General features: G+C 68.0%; 13 protein-coding genes and 1 tRNA gene. 3 read left to right on the forward strand and 11 right to left on the reverse strand.

The features are described 5' to 3' along the window. Positions 1 to 52: 52 nt before the first annotated feature. Complete coding sequence (locus ACIQLD_RS03345; protein ID WP_402604959.1) at positions 53 to 3,118, forward strand: LamG-like jellyroll fold domain-containing protein; 3,066 nt, start codon at positions 53 to 55, stop codon at positions 3,116 to 3,118. 140 nt (positions 3,119 to 3,258) lie between these two features. On the opposite strand, the gene ACIQLD_RS03350 is transcribed toward ACIQLD_RS03345, so the two are convergent. From ACIQLD_RS03350 to ACIQLD_RS03385, 8 genes are all read right to left on the reverse strand, one after another. Then, positions 3,259 to 3,330, reverse strand: a tRNA-Gln gene (locus ACIQLD_RS03350). A 99-nt stretch (positions 3,331 to 3,429) separates the two neighbouring features. Continuing rightward, on the reverse strand, positions 3,430 to 4,935 hold the full coding sequence (gene gltX, locus ACIQLD_RS03355; protein WP_402604962.1) for a glutamate--tRNA ligase: 1,506 nt from the start codon (positions 4,933 to 4,935) through the stop codon (positions 3,430 to 3,432). Positions 4,936 to 4,988: 53 nt separating this feature from the next. Further along, the gene (locus ACIQLD_RS03360; protein ID WP_402604964.1) at positions 4,989 to 5,753 is read right to left on the reverse strand and encodes a class I SAM-dependent methyltransferase; all 765 of its coding nucleotides are present in this window, start codon (positions 5,751 to 5,753) and stop codon (positions 4,989 to 4,991) included. After that, entirely contained in the window at positions 5,750 to 7,009 is a 1,260-nt protein-coding gene (locus tag ACIQLD_RS03365) for an MFS transporter (RefSeq protein WP_402604966.1), read from the reverse strand. The genes ACIQLD_RS03360 and ACIQLD_RS03365 overlap by 4 nt, the downstream gene beginning before the upstream one ends. After that, positions 7,006 to 7,782 (reverse strand): fumarylacetoacetate hydrolase family protein, encoded by a 777-nt coding sequence (locus ACIQLD_RS03370; RefSeq protein ID WP_402604969.1) that lies wholly within the window; start codon positions 7,780 to 7,782, stop codon positions 7,006 to 7,008. Before ACIQLD_RS03370 ends, ACIQLD_RS03365 begins: the two co-directional genes overlap by 4 nt. Before the next feature lie 30 nt (positions 7,783 to 7,812). Further along, a complete protein-coding gene (locus ACIQLD_RS03375) occupies positions 7,813 to 8,913 on the reverse strand; it encodes a branched-chain amino acid aminotransferase (protein WP_402604972.1) in 1,101 nt (366 codons plus the stop codon). 60 nt (positions 8,914 to 8,973) lie between these two features. Then, a complete protein-coding gene (locus ACIQLD_RS03380; protein WP_402604974.1) occupies positions 8,974 to 10,017 on the reverse strand; it encodes a 3-isopropylmalate dehydrogenase in 1,044 nt (347 codons plus the stop codon). Between the two features lie 81 nt (positions 10,018 to 10,098). Next, complete coding sequence (locus ACIQLD_RS03385) at positions 10,099 to 11,634, reverse strand: MFS transporter (protein ID WP_402604977.1); 1,536 nt, start codon at positions 11,632 to 11,634, stop codon at positions 10,099 to 10,101. Between the two features lie 96 nt (positions 11,635 to 11,730). Between ACIQLD_RS03385 and ACIQLD_RS03390 the strand changes: the two genes are divergently transcribed. Next, positions 11,731 to 12,273 (forward strand): TetR/AcrR family transcriptional regulator, encoded by a 543-nt coding sequence (locus ACIQLD_RS03390; RefSeq protein ID WP_402604980.1) that lies wholly within the window; start codon positions 11,731 to 11,733, stop codon positions 12,271 to 12,273. 89 nt (positions 12,274 to 12,362) lie between these two features. Here ACIQLD_RS03390 and serA read toward each other — a convergent pair whose 3' ends face one another. The 3 genes from serA to ACIQLD_RS03405 all read right to left on the reverse strand — a co-directional run bounded on the left by serA (position 12,363) and on the right by ACIQLD_RS03405 (position 14,887). After that, entirely contained in the window at positions 12,363 to 13,967 is a 1,605-nt protein-coding gene (serA, locus tag ACIQLD_RS03395) for a phosphoglycerate dehydrogenase (protein ID WP_402604982.1), read from the reverse strand. 123 nt (positions 13,968 to 14,090) lie between these two features. Further along, complete coding sequence (locus tag ACIQLD_RS03400) at positions 14,091 to 14,426, reverse strand: hypothetical protein (RefSeq protein ID WP_402604985.1); 336 nt, start codon at positions 14,424 to 14,426, stop codon at positions 14,091 to 14,093. Then, positions 14,423 to 14,887 carry a hypothetical protein gene (locus ACIQLD_RS03405; RefSeq protein WP_402604987.1) on the reverse strand — a complete coding sequence of 155 codons (465 nt, stop codon included), beginning with the start codon at positions 14,885 to 14,887 and terminating at the stop codon, positions 14,423 to 14,425. The genes ACIQLD_RS03400 and ACIQLD_RS03405 overlap by 4 nt, the downstream gene beginning before the upstream one ends. Positions 14,888 to 14,971: 84 nt before the next feature. On the opposite strand from ACIQLD_RS03405, the gene ACIQLD_RS03410 reads away from it, so the two are divergent. Then, positions 14,972 to 15,925: a hypothetical protein gene (locus ACIQLD_RS03410; RefSeq protein WP_402604990.1), complete on the forward strand. Its 954-nt coding sequence runs from the start codon at positions 14,972 to 14,974 to the stop codon at positions 15,923 to 15,925. Position 15,926: the final 1 nt, after the last annotated feature.

Raw genomic sequence — 15,926 nt, forward strand, 5'->3', positions numbered from 1 at the left:
CCCGCCACTTCTGACCACCCTTCGAACCCGACGACCCCTGCGAGGAATCCTCATGCTGACCCCTGATCGCCCGAAGAAGACGCGCCCGCGTCCAGAGGCGGCCCTGCGCCGCGCACTCTGCGGAGGGGTGATCGCGGCCACGACGGCCCTCACCCTGCTCGCGCCCACTCTCCCGGCAGCGGCGGTCGCTCCCACGGCCGTCCCGACCTCTTCCACTGCCGTGGAAGCGATGACGCAACAGCGCATCGACGCCGCGAACGACGCCTACAACGGCGCCGACGCCACGCTCGAGTTCATCACGATGTCCGATACCGAACTCGGGGGCGCTGCCACAGCAGACAAGACTTCCGAGCAGGTGGCCTACGAGGGCGCGAAGCCGCACTTCCAGGCGATCCGTGCGTGGGCGGATGCCAAGGGCTTCGATCCGCGCGTCGTGGTCGACAACGGTGACGTCGTCGGCGCAAACGATCCGGAGTACTCCGCTCACCTCGCCGGCGACAGCGAGAAGGTCGCCGGCTGGTATCGCGCGGTCGAACGGGTCATGCGCGAGAGCTTCCCCGAGTCGCAGGTCCTGCTCACCCAGGGCAACCACGACATCGCCGATCTGATGGGCACGACCTTCGAATCCGCGCGGAAGAACGCGCCGGCCGAGGCGCCCGCGTGGCATTACCCGAACGCCGCCACCGGTTACGTGAGCAACTTCCACACGACGATCGAGGGCATCGACTTCATCGGCCTCGACTACAACGGCACCAGCACGTTCGGATACGGCGGGCAGCGCACCGGATACCAGGCCTTCCTCACCTCCACGCTGCAGGACATCGCCGCGAGGCCCGACTACGACCCCGCGAAGCCGATCTTCGTCTCGATCCACAGCGGCTACGCTGGCACGTCGCTCGGAGGGCCCTTCCACGCCGACTACGACATGGCGGGACCCGACCTGCAGCGGATCCTCGCGGCCTACCCGCAGGTGATGCTGGGCTCAGCGCACACGCACTTCTCCTCGAACCCGGAGACGAGCATCTTCCAGAAGGACTTCACGGTCTACGAGAACGCCTCGATGAACTACATCTACCAGGATGTTCCCGGCGACTTCGTCGGAGGTGGATACTTCGGGGGCAATCAGGGAGATCCAGCTGCCGGGGTGTCGCAGAAATACGCGAACTTCATCACCGTGCTCGCCGACGGCTCCACCGTCATCCGTCGATTCGACGTCACCCACCAGCGCTGGGTGGGCATGCCCTGGGTGGTCGATACGACCAAGGGCACGAGCGGCTTCACGTACACCGCCGCACAGCGCAGCACGGTCGCGCCGTGGTGGGGCGCTGCCGCCGTCACCGCGACGGAGGTCGAAGAGGAATCCCTCACGCTCCGCTTCGACCAGGCGAAGGACGACGAGCTCGTGAACTACTACGAGGTCGAGATCCGCGATCAGGCCGGCAACCCGGTCTCGTTCACAGTGAACCAGGTGCCGGACTTCGGCAAGAACCCGGCGAAGTCCGTCACCGGCTCGTTCAAGGCATACTCGCGGTTCTACATGACCCCGAACACGATGGGCTTCGACATCCGCGGTCTGAAACCGGCGAAGAACTACACCGTCACGGTCACGGCGTACGACGACTTCCAGAACGCGTCGGAGCCGCTCACCGGCATCGTACGCACGACCGGCGAGCTCGTCTTCCCCGATTTCCCGGAGACCCCGGCACCCGCACCGGACGGGGAGTTCCTGCACCTCGCCTTCGAGGGCGACCTCGGTGACACCGGAACGCAAGCGGGCTCCGGGCCTGCGGCGAAGCCGGTCGGCGCGGTCTCGTACGTCGCGACCGATCGCCCGGGGTCCTCGGGAACGGCGGTGCGCATCGGCGCGGGCGCGAGCAGCTACATCGATCTCGGTTCTCGTCCCGAGTTCGACCTCGGTACCGACAAGGACCTCACGATCAGCTTCTGGACGAAGGTCACCGGCGTCAACGGCTACGGTGCGATCATCAGCAACAAGAACTGGGCGAACTGGTATCGCGCCGGCATCAACCTCGCCCCGGAGGGAACGAACACCCGCAAGCTCGAGTTCACGCTCGGCGACGGGACCAACGGCGTCTACGCGACGGGTGATGTCGGCGAGTACCGCAGCTCCTGGCACCACATGACCGTCACGGTGGACCGCACACGGAACCTGGCGAGCACATACATGGACGGCATGCTGGCCAAGGAGACGAGCATCGAGGGAATCGGCAGCATGACCAGCGGCCTGAGCATGCTCGTCGGCGTGGACGGGAGCAAGAGCTACGGCATCGGTCTCGACATGGACGACCTGCGGATGTGGGACAGGCCACTGACTGCTAGCGACATCGCCGGGCTCTTCGCCGCCGATGATTCGACTACAGAGACGGCGGCACTCACCCAGGCCGTCGAGTACGCGACGGAGCTGATGAACGCGAACGAGGTCGAGGCCGCCAACGGACGTGTCTTCGATGAGGCGCTCGGCGATGCTCTCGCCACGGCGACAGCCCACAGTGCGGCTCTGCTCTCGGGATCTTCAGGAGCGCGGGATGGCTCGACCGATGGTGCGGTCGCGAAGGCCGCTGTCGTGGCGCCGACGAAGGCACAGCTGCGGACGAGCTTCGAGGCGCTGAAGGCCGCCGTCGACGCGGTGGAGGCCCAGGCCGTGCGTTTCAGTTATCGCACCGAGGTGCGCGGCGGCACCGTTTCGCCCGCAGAGGGCGTTGCGGATCGCGGCGACCAGGTGCGCCTGACGCTCACGCCGGCTGCCGGTTTCCGGATCGCGGGTTCCACGGTCAGGGTCAGCGGTGTCGACAGCTTCGCCATGGAGGGGTCCGAGCTGGTGCTGAACGGTGTCGAGAGCCGTGTGCTCGCTTCGATCGAGTTCGCTGCGGCCGACACCGGCACACCAGGCGAGGGCGGCAATGGGAACGGCGGCAACGGGGACGGCGGCGCAGGAAGCGGAGACGGCAGCGCGTCCAAGCCCGGAACCGAAAGCTCCTCTGCTCCGCTCGCGACGACCGGAGCAGACGGCGCGATCGGCTGGGTGTGGGCGGGAATGGCTGCAATCCTGCTGGCGGCCGGCGCGTGGCTGTTCCGCCTGCGCCGCCGCGCGACCTGACGGCCGATGGCGAAGGCCCCCTGCTTTCCGTGCTGACACGGATCGCCGGGGGCCATTGCCGAACGCTTCACTCTCGGGCCGGACGAATCCGGCGCCTCTAAAACGAAGAAACCCCCGCCTGAGCGGGGGTTTTCATCTTGCTGGGGTACCTGGACTCGAACCAAGAATAACGGAACCAGAAACCGTCGTGTTGCCAATTACACCATACCCCAAGGGCGAAACCGGAGCCTCGCACCGAGAATCAAGCCTACCCGAGCGGCGGCGGAACACCAAAACCGGTGCCGTGTGCCGCCGCCCGGGCGCGTCGCGGCTCAGCTCGCGAGGAACGCCGACAGGGAACGCAGACGACGCAGCGACTCATCCTTGCCCAGCAGCTCCATCGACTCGAACAGCGGCGGGGAGATCCGGCGGCCGGTGATGGCCACACGCGGCGGGCCGTAGGCGATGCGCGGCTTGAGCTCGAGCTTCTCCACCAGCTCTGCAGCCAGAGCCTCCTGGATCTTCTCCGGCGTGAACTCCTCCAGCGGCTCGAGAGCGACGACGCAGGCATCGAGCACCTCGGCGGCATCCGCGGGCAGGCCCTTGAGCGCGTCCTCGGCGTACGAGACCTCGTCGGTGAAGAGGAAGCCCACCATCCCGGGGACCTCGCCGAGAAGCTGCACACGCTCCTGCACGAGGGGCGCGACGCGGAACGCCGTCACCAGCTGCTCATGTGTGGGCTCGTCGAAGAGCCCGGCGGCGGCGAGGTACGGGATCGTCCGCTCGGCGAAGTCCTTCTCCCCCAGCATGCGGATGTGGTCGCCGTTGATCGATTCGGCCTTCTTCTGGTCGAAGCGCGCCGGGTTCGGGTTGACGTTGACGATGTCGAATGCCGCGGTGAACTCGTCGAGCGAGAACACGTCGCGGTCGGGGCCGATCGACCAGCCGAGGAGCGCGAGGTAGTTCAGCAGTCCCTCGGGAATGAAGCCGCGCTCACGGTGCAGGAACAGATCGGCCTGCGGGTCGCGCTTGGAGAGCTTCTTGTTGCCGGTCTCGCCCAGCACCAGCGGCATGTGCGCGAAGCGCGGCACGAACGTCGTGACCCCCGCATCGATGAGAGCCGCGTACAGCGAAAGCTGGCGTGCGGTCGAGGGCATGAGGTCTTCGCCGCGCAGCACGTGGGTGATACCCATGAGCGCATCGTCCACCGGGTTCACGAACGTGTAGAGCGGCACGCCATTCGGACGCACCACCACGAAGTCGGGGAACGAGCCCGCCGGGAAGGTCACCTCGCCACGGATCAGGTCGACGTAGGTGACGTCTTCGTCGGGTACGCGCAGGCGCAGAGCGGGCTGACGGCCCTCGGCGCGGAAAGCCGCCTTCTGCTCGTCGGTGAGGTCGCGGTCGAAGTTGTCGTAGCCGAGCTGCTTGGCACGGCCGGCGGCCTCGTTGCGCGCATCGATCTCCTCGGCGGTGGAGTAGCTCTCGTAGAGGGCTCCTGTGGCGATGAGCTTGTCGATCACCTCGCGGTAGATATCGTGACGCTCCGACTGCCGGTACGGCGCGTGCGGTCCGCCGACCTCGACGCCCTCGTCCCAGTCGATCTTGAGCCAGGTGAGCGCGTCGACCAGCTGGCGGAAGCTCTCCTCGCTGTCGCGGGCGGCGTCGGTGTCCTCGATTCGGAACACCATCTTCCCGCCGTTGTGACGGGCATAGGCCCAGTTGTAGAGAGCCGTGCGGACCATGCCGACATGCGGCAGACCGGTCGGCGAGGGGCAGAAACGGACGCGGACGTCGGCACCACTGACAGTCGTGGTGAGGGGGTGAGGGGTAGCCATAGCCCTTCAATTCTACGGGGACGGCTGACCGCGCCGCTGGGGCATCGGAGCGCTCAGCGAGCGGCGCTCACGGCGACCGCCGCACGATGCTCCAGCGGCACGAACCCGCACACACTCCGCTCGTCCACGACGTTGTCGAAAGCGGTTCGAAAACGGTGCCGCTCGGCCCGATCGAGTCCGGCGTACAGGGCACCGGCACCGGCCACTCCCCCTTCGACCGAGCGCCAGAGAGCATACGGATCCGCGTTCCAGGTCCAGTCGAGCTCTGTGACGTCGACGTGCTGCAAACCGGACTCCCGCAGCATCCGCCCGAAGCCGTCGGCCGTCCGCTCGAAGTCCTCCGCGTCCGGGAGCCTCGGACCCACGAACGGAGCGATCCCTGCACACTCGCCGACCTCAGCCCAGAACCACGAGGGCGAGAGCGTCCAGATCGTCGCCACGACCGCACTCCGACTGATTCGTCGCAGCTCGGACGCACAGGCACGCGGAGATGCCACGTGATTCAGTACGAAGTTCGCGATGGCGACGTCGAACGACCCGTCCGAGAACGGGAGTGCCGGGAGCGCCCCGTCGACGGTGTCGATCAGGGGATGCAGCCGGCACGAGACCGCGCGCATGGTGGGCTCCGGTTCGCAGGCGGTCACCGCCCATCCCCCCGCTGCCCACATCGCAGCGAGTGTGCCGTCGCCGGCACCCACGTCGACGAGGCTGCGGCCGCGTGATCCGCCCAGAGCCTCGTGCATCGTGGCGAAGGTCCCGGCGCAGAGCGCCGCGTACGAGGCGCAGTACGCCTCGCCGACCCCGGACCAGTCCTTCACCGTGTTCCGGTACGCGCCAGCGGAGACAGCACCACGATCGCGACGACCAGGACGAAGGCCGCGATGCCGAGTCCCGAGTACTGGAAGTTCGACAGCACCACTCCGGCCAGCACCGAGCCGGCCGCAGCCGACAGGCTCATCAGCGAATCGCTGCGACCCTGTCTGCGCGTGCGGAGCTCGGGTGCGGATGCCTCGGTGAGCAGCGCGGCACCGGCGACCGTCGCCGCGCTCCATCCCAGGCCCAGCAGGATGAGTGCGACCATGACGCCCCAGGCCTCGGTGCCCGTGAACACGGCGAACGCGAGAGCCCCGGCGAGCAGCACCTGCCCGAGCAGCACGACCTGCAGGCGCCCCCAGCGGTCGGCCAGGATGCCGAACACGGGCGACAGCGCGTACATCCCACCGACGTGCAGTGCGATCGTGACGCCGACCAACGCAGAGACGTCGGCAGGGGTCGCCGCCATCCCGTCCGCGCCGTGCGCCATGTGCGACAGATGCACCGGTGTCATGGCCATGACCGAAGCCATCACGACGTGCGATCCCGCGATCGCGAAGATCGCATACCGCGCGACCAGCGGCCTGTCCATGGACACCGGGCCGGAGGCAGCGGCGGATGCCTTGGCGAGTCGCTGCGCGGCCAGGAGCGGATCGGGTCGCAGCGCGACGATGTAGAGCAGGAGCGCCGCGCACTGCGCGACGAAGGAGAACAGATACGAACCCGTCTGCGGCGGCATCCCGACCGCCTGCCCGACGATCTCTCCCGGCCCCAGCAGAAGAGGACCGGCGACACCGCCGATCGTGGTCGACCAGACGACGATCGACAGATCCCGTCCGCGATGCTGTGGGGCGGCGAGATCGGTTGCGGCGAATCGCGACTGCAGGTTGCCCGCGTTTCCGGCACCGATCATGAGGATGCCTGCGAGCAGCAGCGGGAAGATGCGCAGGGAGGCGGCGAGGATGACGACCGCGATGCCGACCAGTGCGAACAGGTTGCCGAGCGTGAGCGCACGACGCCGGCCGACACGAGCGGCGAGGCGGGCCAGCGGGATCGCGCACGCCGCCGCTCCCAGCGTCACGGACGCCGTCGCCAGGCCGGAGAGCGCGTCGTTCCCCGAGATGTCCGCCGCCAGGAGGGCTCCGAGCGAGACCGTCGCGCCGAAGGCGATGCCGCCGAGCACCTGCCCGAACGACAGCACCAGCACGGTGCGTCGCTGGACCGCCGTCTGTTGTGCCGCCGTCAGGGCGACATCGGTCATGACGCGGGTACGGCGTCGCGCGCGGTGTTGCGCAGGATGCCCAGCCCCGTGATCTCGACCTCGACCACGTCTCCTGCGCCGAAGGTGCCGACACCAGCCGGCGTGCCCGTCATGATGACATCGCCCGGGAGCAGGGTGAACACGGCCGAGGCGTACTCGATGATCGCCGGCACGGAGTGGATCATGTCGGTGAGCGGAGCGTGCTGGCGCACCTCGCCGTTCACCCTCGTCTCGATCGTGGCGTTCGCGGGATCGAAGTCGGTCTCGATCACGGGTCCGAGCGGGCAGAACGTGTCGAAGCCCTTCGCGCGCGCCCACTGTCCGTCCTTGCGCTGCAGGTCGCGGGCGGTCACGTCGTTGCCGATCGTGTAGCCGAGCACGTAGTCGAGGGCGTTCTCGGCCTTCACGTTCTTCGCGATCTTGCCGATGACCACGACGAGCTCGCCCTCGTACTCGGTGCGGTCGGAGAGGGTCGGACGCACGATCGCGTCACCCGGTCCGATCACCGCGGTGTTCGGCTTGAGAAACAACAGGGGCTCCTCGGGAGCCTCTCCCCCCATCTCGGCTGCGTGATCGTGATAGTTCTTCCCGACGCAGACCACCTTCGACCGCGGGATCACCGGTGCGAGCAGAGCGGCATCAGCGAGCGGCACACGGGCGCCGGTGGTCTCGTACCCGGTGAACATCGGGTCTCCGGCGAGCACCACGAGCTCGCGCTCGTCGATGATCCCGTACATGATGGCTTCGTCGTGGCTGAACCGGGCGATCTTCATGGGATCCAGCCTACCGATCGTGCCCCGCGGTCAGGCGTCGAGGCGCAGCAGCCAGCCGTGCTTGTCCTCGCGGCGACCGTACTGGATGTCGGTGAGCTCCTCACGCAGGGAGAGTGCGAGCTCGCCCAGCGGCTGCGGCTCGTCGAACCCGTCGCCGACGAGTGCGCCGATCGGGGTGACGACCGCAGCGGTGCCGCACGCGAACACTTCGACGATGTCGCCGGAGGCCACGCCCTCGCGCCATTCGTCGATCGAGATCGGTCGCTTCTCGACCGTGTAGCCGCGGTCTTCCGCCAGCTGCAGCAGCGAGTCGCGCGTGATGCCTTCGAGGATGCTGTCGGACTCGGGCGTCACGACACGACCGTCCTTGAACACGAACACGACGTTCATGCCGCCCAGCTCTTCGACATCGCGCTTCTCATTGAGGAACACGACCTGATCGCAGCCCTTGGCGCTCGCCTCGCTCTGCGCGAGCAGGCTCGACGCATAGTTGCCACCGGTCTTCGCCTTGCCGGTTCCGCCCTTGCCGGCGCGGGCGTACTCCTCGGAGAGCCAGATACGCACCGGCTTCACCCCACCGGAGAAGTAGGCGCCTGCGGGACTGGCGATGACGTAGTAGGCGACCTTCTGCGCGGCGCGCACGCCGAGGAACGCCTCCTTGGCGAACATGAACGGGCGCAGGTACAGGCTCTGGTCGGCACCGCTCGGAACCCAGCGACCGTCCACGGCGATGAGCTCGCGCAGCGACTGGATGAAGTACTCGGTCGGCAGCTCCGGCAGCGCGAGACGACGGGCGCTGGCCTGCAGACGAGCGGCGTTGCGGTCGGGGCGGAACGTGTGGATCGAGCCGTCGGCGTGACGGTAGGCCTTGATGCCCTCGAAGATCTCCTGCGCGTAGTGCAGCACCGAGGCAGCCGGGTCGAGCGGGATCGGGCCGTACGGCTGCACGCGCGGACGGTGCCAGCCGCCCTTGGCGGACCAGCAGATGTCGACCATGTGATCGGTGAAGACCACGCCGAAGCCCGGATTCTCCAGCACCTCGGCGAGCCGCGCGGGAGACGCAGCGGTCAGGTTCTTCGTGACGGCGAACTCCAGGGGAGCCACGGTCGCCTCGGCATCGATGGTCGTCATCTCATCATCCATTCCTCGTGGGTGGGCGCATCCTCGCGCCCGTTCAGCCTACGCCTGCAGTCAGAGGCGTGCAGTGATCGCGGACCCGATCTCCGTGGTGGTTCGAGCGGCCGTCCGCGCAGCGATATCGGTCTCGACAGCGGCGCTCACGCGTGCGGATTCCTCGGTGAGTCCGAGGTGGTCGAGCAGCAGCGCGATCGAGAGGATCGCAGCGGTCGGATCGGCCTTCTGCTGACCGGCGATGTCGGGGGCCGAGCCGTGCACGGGCTCGAACATCGACGGAAAGGCGCCGTCGGGATTGATGTTGCCCGAGGCGGCGAGGCCGATGCCTCCGGTGACCGCTCCGGCGAGGTCGGTGAGGATGTCGCCGAACAGGTTGTCGGTGACGATCACATCGAAGCGCGAGGGATCGGTGACCAGGAAGATCGTGGCGGCGTCGACGTGCAGGTAATCGACCGTGACCTCGGGGTGCTCGGCCGCGACCTCGTTCACGACACGCTGCCAGATGGCACCGGCGTGCACGAGCACGTTGGTCTTGTGCACGAGCGTGACCTTCTTGCGACGACGCTCGGCGAGGTCGAACGCATAGCGCACGACGCGCTCGACGCCGAAGGCGGTGTTCACCGAGGTCTCGTTCGCGACCTCTTGCGGAGTGCCCTTGCGGATCGCCCCACCGTTGCCGACGTACGGCCCTTCGGTGCCTTCACGCACCACGACGAAGTCGATGTCGCCCGGGTCGGCCAGCGGCCCCGAGGCGCCGACGAACAGTTTCGACGGGCGCAGGTTCACGTAGTGGTCGAGAGTGAAACGCAGCTTCAGCAGCAGGCCGCGCTCGATGTTCGCGTCTTTGAGGCGCGGGTCACCCGGGGTGCCGCCGACCGCGCCGAGCAGGATCGCATCGTTCGCGGCGATCGCGGTGAGATCGTCGTCCGTGAGGGTGTCGCCGGTCTCGAGGAAGCGTCCGGCTCCGAGCGAGAAGCGGGTCTTGTCGAAGACCACATCGCTGTCCGCGGTGACGGCGTCGAGCACCTTCTCCGCTTCGGCGATGACCTCGGGACCGATGCCGTCACCGGGGATGACGGCCAGCTTCACGACACGCGACATGACACTCCTTGCGCACTGCACGGGGATGGACCGGCTCAGGCTCACCGCAGGGCGAGCGAGCCGGTCCTCCCAGCGTACTGGTCAGTGCGTGGGGGCTTTGCGCAGTGTGACGGCGGCGATCACGCCCGCGACGACCACGAGGCCGGCGCCGATCAGCGAGGTCACCATCACACCGGAGCCGAATGCAGCGGCCGCCGCCTCCCACAGCGCGTCACCGAGCTGGCCCGGCAGCGCCTGTGCCGCTGTGTAGGCACCGGCGAGGGTCTCTCCGGCCGCATGCACGACATCTGACGGCAGCCCCTCTGGCAGCACGAGTGCTCCGCGGTAGAAGGCCGTGATGATGCCACCGAGCACCGCGGTGCCGAGCACGGCTCCGAGCTCGTAGGCGGTCTCGGAGACCGCACTCGCCGCGCCCGCCTTCGCGGCGGGCGCGCTCGAGAGGATCAGCTCATTGGAGATCGTCTCGGCGGCACCGATGCCGATGCCGAGCACCACGAACGCCACGACCAGGGGCAGCACACCGTGCTCGTGCGTCGTGAACGCCACAATCAGGTAGCCGGCCACCGAGAACGCCAGGCCGACGGGGATCACGATGTGCGGCGGGATGCGACGGGAGATCGGGACGACCGAGAGTCCGGCCACGATCATCGCGAGCATTCCGGGCACGAGCGCGAGCCCGGCCATCATCGGGGACAGCCCGAGGACGAGCTGCAGATGCTGCGAGACGAAGTAGAGGAAGCCGACCAGAGCCACGACGCTGAGCAGGTTCACCAGGATCGCGCCGGAGAACGAGCCCCGACGGAACAGCGCCATGTCGAGCATCGGCGTCTTGGCACGCAGCTGACGACGAACGAACAGGTATCCCATCACGAAGCCGAGCAGCGCCCAGGCCGCGGCCTTGAGGCTCGGCCCGTCGACGGCCAGCGACTTGATCGCGTAGACCACCGGGATCATCGTCGCCATCGACAGCGCGATGCTGATCAGGTCGATGCGCCCCGGGTTCGGGTCACGGCTCTCGGGGACCAGCAGCGGCGCGGCGACGAGCAGCGGGATGAGCACGGGCACGGCGATGAGGAACACGGATCCCCATGCGAAGTGCTCGAGGAGGAACCCGCCGACGATCGGTCCGAGTGCCGAGCCGGCGGAGAACGCCGATGCCCACACGGCGATCGCCATGCGGCGCTGATCGCGATTCTGGAAGATCGAGCGCAGGAGGGAGAGGGTCGACGGCATCAGCATGGCGCCGAAGAAGCCGAGGAGTGCCCGGGCGGCGATCAGCAGCCCGGCGGTGGGCGCGAAGGCGGCCAGTGCGGAGACGGCGGCGAAGCCGGTCGCACCGATCAGGAGCATCTTCCGACGCCCGAAGCGGTCGCCCAGCGTCCCCATCGTGACGAGGAGGCCCGCGAGCACCAGGGGGTACACGTCGATGATCCACAGTTGCTCCGCCCCCGTGGGAGCGAGCGCGATCGAGATCTCCGGGAGCGCGAAGCTCAGCACCGTGTTGTCCACCGACACCAGCAGCACCGGCAGCATGAGGACGACGAGTGCCGCCCAGCCGCGGGCTCCGACGCGGGGAGCATCCGTCTCTGTCGTCGGGATCGACGCAGTACGGTTCATGGAACACCTCTCAGAATCGTGAAGGCACGGTTAGTGAACCGTCCGGATGGTATAGTAACAGAATTCCCGCCCCTCCCCCTGTGCAGAGGATCCACGATGCCCCGACCTCCCCTCGCCCGCGAGAAGGTGCTCGACGCCTTCGAAGCGATCCTCATCGAAGACGGCGAGCGAGCGGCGACGCTCGAGGCGACCGCCAAAGCGGCCGGCGTCTCGAAGGGCGGCCTCCTGTACCACTTCGGATCGAAGGACGAGCTGGAGGCGGGTCTGGTCGAGCGACTCGACCGACTCACGACACTCGACCTCGAACGCATGACCGCCGCAGACGAGGGGCCGGTCGCCTACTACGTGCGCACTTCGGTGATGGAGGACGATGCCCTCGATCGCGTGTTGATCGCCACGACGCGGCTGGCCCAGGGCGGATCGATCCCTGCAGCCGACATGCTCCGCGACACCCGACGACGCTGGGCGGAGACGATCCGCCCGCACGTGCGCGACAACGCGAGCCTCGACCTGGTGATGCTCGTGAGCGACGGGCTCTACTTCAACAACTCGCTCGATGTGCACGGGCCCGAGCGACTCGTCCCCCGCAGCGACCAACTCGCTGAGCTGATCGCTCTGGTCCTCAAAGCGACGGCTTGACACCACCGGGAAGAGCGAGAGGGCGGGAGCATCACGCTCCCGCCCTCTTCTGCGTCTGTGCGATCGACCTGTGCGATCAGACCGTGCGATCAGATGTCGGTGATCTCGATCTGACGGAACAGGTCGGCGTCGATCGCGTCGCGCACGTCGTCGAGCAGTTCGTCCGAGACCGGCGAGTCCAGGGTCAGCACGCTGAGCGCCTGGGCGCCGGCCGCCTGACGGGCGATCTGCATGCCGGCGATGTTGATGCCGGCCTCCCCGAACTTCTGGCCGTACACCGCGACGATGCCGGGGCGGTCGGTGTAGAGCATGACGACGTGGTGCTTCTCGATCGGCAGTTCGAGCCTGTGGTCGTTGATGCCGACCAGCTTCTCGGTCTGCTTCGGACCCGTGAGCGTGCCGGACACCGAGAGCTGCGAGCCATCGGACAGCGCACCCGTGAGGGTGATGACGTTTCGGTACTCGTCGCTGACATCGTCTTTGAGCAGACGCACCGCGATCCCGCGCTGGTCGGCGAGGAGCGGCGCGTTCACGTACGAGACGGTCTCACTGACGATGTTCGTGAACACGCCCTTGAGCGCAGCGAGCTTGAGCACACTCACGTCGTAGTCGTTCAGCTCTCCATGCACCTCGACGTCGAGGCTGGTGAGCGGCGAGGTCGCGAGTGCTGCGAAGATCTGGCCGAGCTTCTCGACGAGCGAGATGCCGGGGCGCACGTAGGGATCGATGACGCCACCGGCGACGTTCACCGCATCGGGCACGAGGTCTCCGCCCAGGGCGAGGCGCACCGACCGGGCCACCGAGACGCCGGCCTTCTCCTGCGCCTCCTCGGTGCTGGCGCCGAGGTGAGGGGTGACCACGACGTTGGGGAGGTCCAGGAGCGGCCGAGCGGTGCCTCCCTCTGCGGGGGGCTCGGAGGTGAACACATCGAGTCCGGCGCCCGCGATCTCTCCCGCGACCAGAGCCGCGTGCAGCGCTTCCTCGTCGATCAGGCCGCCGCGGGCGACGTTGACCACGAAGGCGGTCGGCTTCATCGCTGCGAACTGCTCGGCGCCGATCATGCCTGTCGTCTCCGGCGTCTTCGGCATATGGATCGTCAGGAAGTCCGACTCGGCCACGAGCTCGTCGAGCGAGAGGAGCTGCACGCCGAGCTGCTGAGCACGGGCGGAGGTGACATAGGGATCGTAAGCGACCACCCGCATGTCGAACGCCGCGAGGCGCGCGGCGACGAGGGCGCCGATGCGGCCGAGGCCGACGATACCGACGGTCTTCTCGAACAGCTCGGCTCCCGTGAAGGAGCTGCGCTTCCAGGCACCGGCAGACAGCGAGGCGTGCGCGGCCGGAATGCGGCGGGCGAGGCTCAGGATGTGGCCGACCGTGAGCTCGGCAGCGGAGACGATGTTCGAGGTCGGCGCGTTGACGACCATGACGCCGGCGGCCGTGGCTGCCTTGATGTCGACGTTGTCGAGGCCGACTCCGGCACGGGCGACGACCTTCAGTTTCGGCGCGTGACCCAACGCCTCCTCGTCGATGCGCGTGGCCGAGCGGACCAGCACGGCATCGGCATCCGCGAGTGCCGCGAACAGCGCCTCGCGGTCGGTGCCGTCGACGTCGCGGACGTCGAAGTCAGGACCGAGGGCGTCGATCGTGGCGGGAGAGAGTACTTCGGCGATAAGCACGACAGGCTTCGGCACAGTGGATCCTTCGGGGCAGCGCGGCAGGGGCCGATGCGCCGCACACCATGGGGGCGCGATCGCGTCAACTCTACCGGAGCAGGGGCAGCCCTCCGTGCCGTGTGACGCGGTACGGCAGGCCGCTCACGCGCTGGGCATCGTGAGGCTCAGCGCGATCAGACTCATCCAGAACACCGCGACCACGCCGAGCCCCGCGAGGAACACGAGCGCCAGTTCGCCCACCCGGCGCCGCCTGCCGATCACGTATGCGAAGGCGAACACGATCGCGGGGAAGGCGACCCCGAACACCAGCGTCGCCCACCCGCCACCACTCAGTCCGGTCTGCGCCATCGTGATGAGGTGTGCGACGGCGTTCCAGACCGCGTAGGCGTAGAAGAGCCCGGCGAGTCCGATGACGAGCCCGACGAGCCAACGCGGCGAGCCCGCGGACACCTGCGGCTCGGTCGACGATGCGGTCATGATCCGATCACCCCCACGGTGACGAAGGGCCAGGGCACGAGGAGGACCACACCGGCGAGCAGCACCGCCACGCGGATCCACGCCGCCCTCCCCCTGGTGAGCACCCAGGCGGCCAGGAACCACAGCGCGGGAGCGGCGATCGCGAGGAAGAACCACGGCAGGAACATCACGTCCGAGACGAGGAAGGAGGCCAGCGGCTGCAGTCGGAGCCCGCCGACGATCCAGCCGATCGTGTAGAGCAGGTAGACGCCGCCGACCACGCCGATGAGCAGTAGCATCGGGGTGCTCAGGCCCGCGGGTTCGTCGACGGTTGCCGGCGTGACGGTGCCGTCGTCCTCGATCGTCCCCACATCATCGCTGCCCTTGCCGACGGCGCTCCAGCCGTGCGGAAGCGCACGATCCTTCGGCGTCGAGGCCTCGTCGCCGTCCCAGCTGAGGGCGTCGTCGGAATCGGAAGTCATGTCCCCAGCGTAGGACAACCGGTCCACTAGAATCGGGGTTGCCTTGAGCCGGAACGGCGGGCACCGGAGGGGAAAGGGAACACCGTGGCTGCGAGCGAGAACGCCGAAAGCGACAACACCGACGCCCGCGTCGAACAGTCCACGAAGAGCACGACGGCCGAGCCGCCCGCCGGGTGGGTGCCCACCCCCGAAGCCAAGGCGAAGGCCACACGCTTCCGCTGGATCGCCGGCATCCTCTGGGCGGTCGCGATCATCGGCGAGGGCATCGGCATCTTCTGGCTCCTGCGCCAGCGCGTGTTCGTCGGCGAAGACGGCACCCTCGTCCGCAATCCCGACACCGGCCTGCTCGAAGAGCAGGGTGTCACCGCGACGTTCCCGCAGTGGGCGTTCATCACTCTCCTCGTGCTGCTCGTCGTGATCGCGGCCCTGTCGATCACCGGCTCGGTGCTGTGGAAGAAGGCCAATCGCCTCGATCCCGCACGCAAGGCCGACAAGACACGGTTCTTCGTGCAGAACCAGCTCGGCGCGATCATCGCCGTCGTGGCGTTCCTCCCCCTCGTCATCCTGATCTTCCTCAACAAGGACATGGACAAGGGCCAGAAGACCACGGCCGGAATAGTCGGTGTCGCGCTCGCGGCCCTGGCGGTCTTCATCGGCGTCGACCTCACCCCACCGTCCGTCGAGCAGTACACGGCCGACCAGTCGGCCGTGATCCAGCTCCTGGGCAAGGACGAGGTCGTCTGGGTCGACGGCGGCAAGGTCTACCACGTTTGCGACGAGGTCTCGGCGATCCAGACCGGAAGCGAGATCCGCACCGGTACGACCGCACAGGCCGTCGAGGCGGGCAAGATCCGGCTGACACTGCAGTTCGCTTCGGAGCTGCGCGCCTGCGACCTGCCTGTCCCCGAGAACGACGAGGAGATCACCGAGGCGCTGCGGTCGATCCAGGCCGGCCAGACCGACACCGTGCTCCCGGCGCCCGTGTGGGCCGACACCGTCGAGGCCCCGATCGTGGTCGAGGAAGCTCCCGCCGAGTGAC

It is taken from the genome of Microbacterium sp. NPDC091662 (genome assembly GCF_044756705.1).
Taxonomy (GTDB): domain Bacteria; phylum Actinomycetota; class Actinomycetes; order Actinomycetales; family Microbacteriaceae; genus Microbacterium.